The organism is Arthrobacter sp. B2a2-09 (assembly GCF_027587375.1).
Lineage (GTDB): Bacteria > Actinomycetota > Actinomycetes > Actinomycetales > Micrococcaceae > Arthrobacter.
The window spans coordinates 254,854-261,260 of record NZ_JAMXIC010000006.1 but is presented as its reverse complement, the minus strand read 5'-3'; the positions used below and the strand labels follow the sequence as shown (position 1 = coordinate 261,260).

Sequence of the window (6,407 nt, the reverse complement as noted above, 5' to 3'; positions counted from 1 at the left end):
ACGCCGGAATCAACCTCCCCAAGACCAAAACACCCCAAAAACCAGCCCAGTGACTCCACACAGCTTGACAACTTTCGGCTCGCTCACTTTTAAGGCATTTTGGCCCAACGCTCGCTCAGATCTTCTGAGCGAGCGTTGCAGGAATCGGGCGTATTGGTGAGCGAGCGTCGGGTGAAAACGGGCCATACCTGCAGAAGCGTCTGATGGAGTACCCCGCCGCAGGGGTGTAAGTCGGTTACGGCTTGACGGGGTTGCCCGGGAGGATCTCCGAGGGAACGGGCTGAGGCAATGGGATCGTGGGCGATGGGACCACCGGCGTCGGGATGGTGATAGGCCCCGGGCGGCCCTTGGCGATGTCGTGCAATCCATTACGCGGATCCGACTGGGACCCGGGCGCGGTAGTGCCGGGAGTCGCGTGCGGCGATGGATGCGCGTTGTTGTTTTGGGCGTCGGGGCTGGAGGACTCCGGAGAAGGCGATACGGGAACGCTAGTTTCCCGAGTGGGCATAGGACCCGGGCCCGGGCGTGTTCCCTGCTGTTGCGGAGCGTTGCCGCCCGATCCAGGGTTGAGCTGGGAGACGACCGATCCCACCACGGCGCCCAGGTGTTCAATCGTTCCCGGAATGCCGCCATCGGACGCAGCCGCAGCGGTAGCTCCGGCGGCAAGGGAAGCCGCGACGGCAACAGCGGCGAAGGTCAAGCGGCCCTTTTTGCGGCGCCGGGCGGCCAGTTCATCAACAGGCGCAGCCGCGGCGCGGGAAGCCGCATCAACAGGCGCAACAGTCTCAACCGGCGCGATCGCCACGCGGGCCGGTGCCATCAAGGCTTGCACAGCTGCCGATGGGTGCGGCCGGCTGCTCGCAAGGGCGCGCAGTTCCAGCAGCTCGGTCCGGATCTCGTACGCTTCGTCGAGCCCGGCTTCAGCAAGCAGGCGGTCGATGCCCTGCTCGCCGCAGGATGCGGATTTTTCGCTCATGATGTGCCATTCCTTAGTAGTGCACGTTCTCTCAGTGCACTCAATGCCCTGCGCTGCAACTGCTTCACGGCTCCTTGGGACTTGCCCATGATGTCCGCTGTTTCTTCCAACGACAGGTCCGCCACGACCCGCAGTGCCAGGACTTCCCGGTAGTCGGAGTTGAGATCCGCCAGTAGCTCGGTCACGCCCAGCCCTTCCCCATGCCCGAATGCCTGGTCCTCGGCCGAAGGCGCGCGCCGCGAATCCAGATCGGATTCATAGGGCGCGGAATCAGGGGTGCGTTCCCTCTTGCGATAGTGATCCACCATTCGCGCGTGCGCTATGGAGAAGAGCAGGGTCTTGGCCCCCTGGAGACCTCCGCGGAGAGAGTCCAGTTTGGGATAGAGAGCCAGGAATACGTCCTGGGTAACCGCTTCCGGATCGTCTACGCCGCGGGCGCGTAGGTATCCAAACACCGGTCCGGAAAATTCGTTGTAGGCAGCCGTGAAGAGCAGTGCGGGATCTTCCTCGTCCGCCTGCAAATATTCATCAGCCAAAGGGTCAAGCACCCGCGAGCCCTCCATCCCACGCAACGCGGTCATCGTCCCTGGCCTGGGAAATGACCACTGCTGCAGTCTGTTGCGTCGCGGGGCTCCTTGTCATTTAGCCAAGGAGCCCCGCCGTTCAAGCGTAGCCGTGGTGTTACGGGCTGACAGAATCGGCCGGCACGTGCACAGGTGCGGTGGGCACGTGGGACGGGACTGCCGGGACTGCCGGGACAGCAGGGACGGCCGGTGCGGACGGCACTGCGGGAACAGCCGGCACGGCAGGCGTTGCGGGCAGTGCGGCGGTTCCGTCGGTGTCGGCCTTGGCGGAAGCAGATCCGTCAGCCTTCAGACCGGCAGCCTTGCCCTCGGTCACCACGGTTGCGCAGTGCGCGTTGACGTTGGCTTCGCCGCCAGCGGCAACAACCAATGAGGAGTAGCCGGGCACCTTGGTGTCAGCTTTCAGGCCGCCGTTGAGGAGGGCGGTGCAGAGGCCGAACGCCTCTGGTGAGGTGGCCTTGGCCGAAGCGGCTGCTGCTGCGGCCTTGGACTTTACGTCGTCGACCGCGTCCGTGGCCTTCGACTTGGCGTCGGCAGCGGAGTCAGTTGCCTTGGATGTTGCCATCTGGGACGCGTCAGCCGTCTTGGACTCTGCGGACTCGGCTGCTCTGGACGCGGCCGGAGCCGGGGCTCCGAGCAGCTCGTGGGCGCTCTTCTGCATATCGTTGGGAAGCGCTCCGTTGAAGGCTGCGACGCCGGTTCCGCCAACCGCTACAGCTCCGGCGGCAAGGACGCCGGCGGCGATTTTGCTGGTGGCAAGGACAGTGAACAAGGACATGGAACCCTCCGACAAACGTTTTGGGACTGCTCCGGCAGCGGCTTTGTCGCTACTGGATGATCAGTGCGGACGTTGTCCACACTCCCCTTACATCGCTGGCGGTCCCGGCGAGGTTACGCCCGATCCAAAAAAACTTTCATCGCGCGAACTGGCGGCAGATGACCCTTCCCAAGCGTTTTGGGGTCATCTGCTGCCAGTTCGCGCCGGTCAGGCGAGGGTCCTGGCCTGCTCAATCAACTTGAGTACCTCGACCGGCCCGGCCGGATCCACGGGGAGCGGCAAATCGGAGGCGGCACCGCCGTCGGCGATCTTCTCCCCGAGGATCCGGTAGAACTCCTGGTAGGCGCCGCGCTCGGTGGGTACCGTGGTCCGCACGCCGTCGATTTCCAACGTGCCGTAGTGGTGCGGATCGTCGACGCCATATGCGCCATCCGTGGGCCGGCCGCCCGCCAGGATGAACGGTTCCTGGGGATCGATTCCGAACTTCACGAAGCCGCCCTTGCTGCCCAGGATGCGGAAGCGTGGTGCGTGAAGCTGGCTGCTGACGTTCATGGCGACGTGGCTGGTCACGCCGGAAGCGTGTTTCAGGACCAGGAAGACGTCGTCATCGGCTTTTTCCTGGGACCTTCGGGCCAGGATTTCGGCATGGATGACTTCGGCGGGACCGAACATCTGCACGGCCAGGTCCAGCAGGTGGGTTCCCAGGTCGAAGAGCAGCCCACCGCCGTCGTCGGCCGTGGCGCCGGCCTTCCACGCCTTGCTGATTTCGGGGGCCCACCGCTCCATTGACGCTTCGCATCGCATGACCTCGCCCAGCGTCCCGGCGTCGAGCAGCTTCTTCACCGTGAGGGCGTCGCCGTCCCAGCGGCGGTTTTGGTAGACGGTAAGCACGCGGCCCAGCCTCGCGGCCAGCTCGATCAGCTCCTGCCCCTGCGCGCTGGTCACGGCAAATGGCTTGTCCACGACGACGTCGAGCCCGGCTTCCAGCGCGGCCTTCGCGAGCGGGTGGTGGGTCGCGGGCGGCGTGCCGAGCACCACGAGGTCCAGCTCAGCTGCAAGCGCCAGGACGTCATCGGGACTGTCCACGATCCTCGTGCCGGGATAGCGCTCTTGGGCTTTGGCCTTACGGCCCGCGTCCGACGTAGCGATGACGTCGAGGGAATACGCGGGATTGGCTGCGATAAACGGCGCGTGAAAGACGCTGCCGGAAAGGCCATAGCCGACGACGGCGGTGCGGATCGGTGTGAGGGTCATGCCGCTACGCTACCGGGCCAAGGTAGCCCGGCGAAGGTTTTGTCAGCAGTCTTTCAGCAGGCGCGTGACGAGCTCGCGCCACGACGCCGCAAGGCGCTCCGGCGCGACTCCGTGAGCGCGAAGGGAATGGAGCATGCGCTCGGGATCGAGGGTGGCGCCGAGGGAAAGAGCCAGGAGCCAAGGATCGCGGTCCAGGCCCGCTTCCCGCAGCAGCATTTCGATGTGCCGGTGCCACAACACGACCGGCGGGGCGTCGTGCCGGTTCTGCGGGGAATGCTCCGCCGCGGCACGGGCCAGCTCGCCGTATTCTTCGACATATTTGATGCGCGCTTCGCCGAAGGCAATAAGGCGTTCAAGCGGGGGCGCTCCGGGGCCTAGCGGAGGCGGACCGAAGATGAACTCGCGCTGGAATTCCGCTTCGGCGTCGCTCAGGAGGGTCATCATGAGTCCTGCCCTGCTGCCGAAACGGCGGAAAACCGTTCCCTTCCCGACGTCGGCCCGGCACGCGAGCATGTCCATCGTGACTGCGTCCACCCCGTGTTCGGCCACGAGATCCCTGGCAGCTTGAAGGAGCCGTTCGCGGTTACGCGCGGCGTCGCTGCGCTCCGGCTGCGTCCCGAAAGGCGAACCGGGCCGGATGGGGATGAGGCTCACAAAAACATTCTAGCCTTGGGAATATTAAGCGGACCGCAGTCCGTTTAGAATCTACGAAGGCAGCAAAAGCCTCCAAAACCGAGCGCCTGCGGCACCGTCCGCGGCCAGACCCAAGGAGTTCCCATGTCCAAGAACACCGTTCTCGCCCTTGTTGGCAGCCTCCGCGCCGATTCCCACAACCGCAAGCTCGCCGAAGCCATCAAGCTCAACGCCCCGGAAAACGTCGAAGTACAGATCCACGGCTCCCTCGGCAACATCCCGTTCTACAACGAAGACATCGACGTCGAGGGCCAGGTTCCCGCCGAAGCCGCGGCCCTCCGCGCTGCCGCCGCCGCAGCCGACGCCATCCTGCTCGTCACGCCGGAACACAACGGCACCATGCCGGCATCCCTCAAGAACGCCATCGACTGGCTGTCCCGCCCGTTCGGCGCCGGTGCGCTGGCAGGCAAGCCGACCGCCGTCGTCGGTACCGCTTTTGGCCAGTTCGGTGGCGTCTGGGCGCAGGACGAGGCCCGTAAGGCAGCTGGCATCGCCGGCGCCAAGGTCCTCGAAGACGTCAAGCTTGCCGTTCCCGGCTCCATGATCCGCTTCGCCGAACTGCACCCGAAGGACGACGCCGAAGTTGTCGAGCAGATCAAGGGCATCTTCGAGCCGCTGACCGCCGTCCAGGAAGAAGTCGCAGCCTAGTCTCCGCGGCTCGCCCGGCTCGCCGCGAGAATGCCCCCGTCCCGCCGTTGAGGCGTGGGCGGGGGCATTCTTTGTCGATACGATGGCGGCATGGCCGACTACAACCGCCACCCCGAAGTCGACGCCTACCTTGAGGCCCTCCCCGACTGGCAACGCGCCATCGCCGAGCAACTACGCGATCTCATCCACGAAGCCGAGCCTGAAATCGTCGAGACGATCAAGCGCCGCACGCGGCCATACTTCGTCCTTGACGGCAACGTTTGCGCCCTGCTCGCAGCCAAGGACCACGTGAACCTGTTCCTTTACGACGGCGCGATTGTCCCCGATCCGGACAACATCATCACATCGGGGCACGACAACAAGACCGCCCGCATGATCACCTTCCACCAACACGACGAGATTCCCCGTGCACCTCTCACCGCCATGCTGCGGCAGATCGCGGCGAACAACCGTGCAGGCGGTTGGCGGAAGATCAAGGGAACGGACTAGCCCGAACGCCCCTCGAAACGGAAGCAAGGCGTCACCGCACCGCTACCATTCCGTGACTGAGCTGAGGCCGAACCGTCATGGACGGGGCGGCCCACACCCGGGCGGCCAGCCGTAACGTTGAGTTACAGGCACCAAGGGTGATCAGGGCAGGAGCGGGGGCTGTCATGCGGGTCGGACGCGGCGTGGAATGCACGACGACGGCGATCGCCGCGCCCTGCCTTTTGCTGGCGCTGTGCCTATCCCTCGCGCTCTGCCTGGCTGGCTGTGCTTCCCCCGACGGCGGCGCTCCCGCCGGGTCACGCTCCGCACAACCGGCCTCACCTGGCTTCGTCCAAACGACGCAGGAGCCCGTAGCCGGGCCGGTTCCCATGCCCCTCCCGGCTCCTCCCCCGTATATCAACCCGCCACCCGCGGCATCGCTTCCAACCACGGCGAGCCCCAGAAGCGGCACATCCAAACCGTCGGCGACGCAAAACCAGACCCCAGGAGTCGCAAAGACACCCGACCCGGCCGGGTCTTCCGCGGCGTCAGGAAGCGCGAGCCCGCAGGCACCCGCGCCCCTCCCAACCGCCGGCGAATCGACTGGGACCGCCGTGTATTTCGTGGCAATCGGCGACGGCGGCAGCCGCGGTGTGCGGTTCGGCTGTGACGACAGCCTCGTGGCGGTCCAAATCACCGCCCCTCCGGGCAGCGACCAACTGGCCGTGGCAATGGGGCAATTGCTAGCGCCCGACGACACCGCGTCCCGGGCAGGCTTGTACAACGCTCTCTCGGGCTCCGCGCTGCGCTACGTTTCGGGCTACCTCGACGGCACCACCGCGGTCGTTAACCTGAGCGGGTCACTTCGCCCCGGAGGGGTGTGCGACCACCCGCGGATCGAAACCCAGCTGACGCAAACCGCGGTGGCGGCTACGGGAGCATCCCAGGCCGCGATCTACGTCGACGGGCGCATCCTGGCGGACGTCTTGAGTTTGCGCTGAGGCGG

General features: G+C 65.7%; 8 protein-coding genes. 3 read left to right on the top strand and 5 right to left on the bottom strand.

Annotated elements, in window-relative coordinates:
- Positions 1-235: 235 nt before the first annotated feature.
- The 5 genes from NFJ07_RS09685 to NFJ07_RS09665 all read right to left on the bottom strand — a co-directional run bounded on the left by NFJ07_RS09685 (position 236) and on the right by NFJ07_RS09665 (position 4,246).
- Complete coding sequence (locus NFJ07_RS09685; protein ID WP_269993918.1) at positions 236-976, bottom strand: hypothetical protein; 741 nt, start codon at positions 974-976, stop codon at positions 236-238.
- Positions 973-1,524: an RNA polymerase sigma factor gene (locus tag NFJ07_RS09680; RefSeq protein ID WP_269993935.1), complete on the bottom strand. Its 552-nt coding sequence runs from the start codon at positions 1,522-1,524 to the stop codon at positions 973-975. Before NFJ07_RS09680 ends, NFJ07_RS09685 begins: the two co-directional genes overlap by 4 nt.
- Before the next feature lie 133 nt (positions 1,525-1,657).
- Complete coding sequence (locus NFJ07_RS09675; protein ID WP_269993916.1) at positions 1,658-2,338, bottom strand: hypothetical protein; 681 nt, start codon at positions 2,336-2,338, stop codon at positions 1,658-1,660.
- A 207-nt stretch (positions 2,339-2,545) separates the two neighbouring features.
- Positions 2,546-3,592, bottom strand: a complete 1,047-nt coding sequence (locus tag NFJ07_RS09670; protein ID WP_269993914.1) for a Gfo/Idh/MocA family protein — start codon at positions 3,590-3,592, stop codon at positions 2,546-2,548.
- 42 nt (positions 3,593-3,634) lie between these two features.
- Complete coding sequence (locus NFJ07_RS09665; RefSeq protein ID WP_269993912.1) at positions 3,635-4,246, bottom strand: TetR/AcrR family transcriptional regulator; 612 nt, start codon at positions 4,244-4,246, stop codon at positions 3,635-3,637.
- A 123-nt stretch (positions 4,247-4,369) separates the two neighbouring features.
- Here NFJ07_RS09665 and NFJ07_RS09660 point away from each other — a divergent pair, with 123 nt between their 5' ends.
- The 3 genes from NFJ07_RS09660 to NFJ07_RS09650 all read left to right on the top strand — a co-directional run bounded on the left by NFJ07_RS09660 (position 4,370) and on the right by NFJ07_RS09650 (position 6,402).
- Positions 4,370-4,933: an NAD(P)H-dependent oxidoreductase gene (locus NFJ07_RS09660; RefSeq protein ID WP_269993911.1), complete on the top strand. Its 564-nt coding sequence runs from the start codon at positions 4,370-4,372 to the stop codon at positions 4,931-4,933.
- Positions 4,934-5,023: 90 nt separating this feature from the next.
- The gene (locus tag NFJ07_RS09655; protein WP_269993909.1) at positions 5,024-5,422 is read left to right on the top strand and encodes a DUF1801 domain-containing protein; all 399 of its coding nucleotides are present in this window, start codon (positions 5,024-5,026) and stop codon (positions 5,420-5,422) included.
- 164 nt (positions 5,423-5,586) lie between these two features.
- Positions 5,587-6,402, top strand: a complete 816-nt coding sequence (locus NFJ07_RS09650; protein ID WP_269993908.1) for a GerMN domain-containing protein — start codon at positions 5,587-5,589, stop codon at positions 6,400-6,402.
- The last annotated feature ends 5 nt before the right edge of the window (positions 6,403-6,407 follow it).

Excerpts from the sequence above, each read along its gene's own strand:
- NFJ07_RS09685 (WP_269993918.1), bottom strand. The coding sequence starts at position 976 with ATGAGCGAAAAATCCGCATCCTGCGGCGAGCAGGGCATCGACCGCCTG.
- NFJ07_RS09675 (WP_269993916.1), bottom strand. The coding sequence starts at position 2,338 with ATGTCCTTGTTCACTGTCCTTGCCACCAGCAAAATCGCCGCCGGCGTC.
- NFJ07_RS09670 (WP_269993914.1), bottom strand. The coding sequence starts at position 3,592 with ATGACCCTCACACCGATCCGCACCGCCGTCGTCGGCTATGGCCTTTCC.
- NFJ07_RS09660 (WP_269993911.1), top strand. The coding sequence starts at position 4,370 with ATGTCCAAGAACACCGTTCTCGCCCTTGTTGGCAGCCTCCGCGCCGAT.
- NFJ07_RS09655 (WP_269993909.1), top strand. The coding sequence starts at position 5,024 with ATGGCCGACTACAACCGCCACCCCGAAGTCGACGCCTACCTTGAGGCC.
- NFJ07_RS09650 (WP_269993908.1), top strand. The coding sequence starts at position 5,587 with ATGCGGGTCGGACGCGGCGTGGAATGCACGACGACGGCGATCGCCGCG.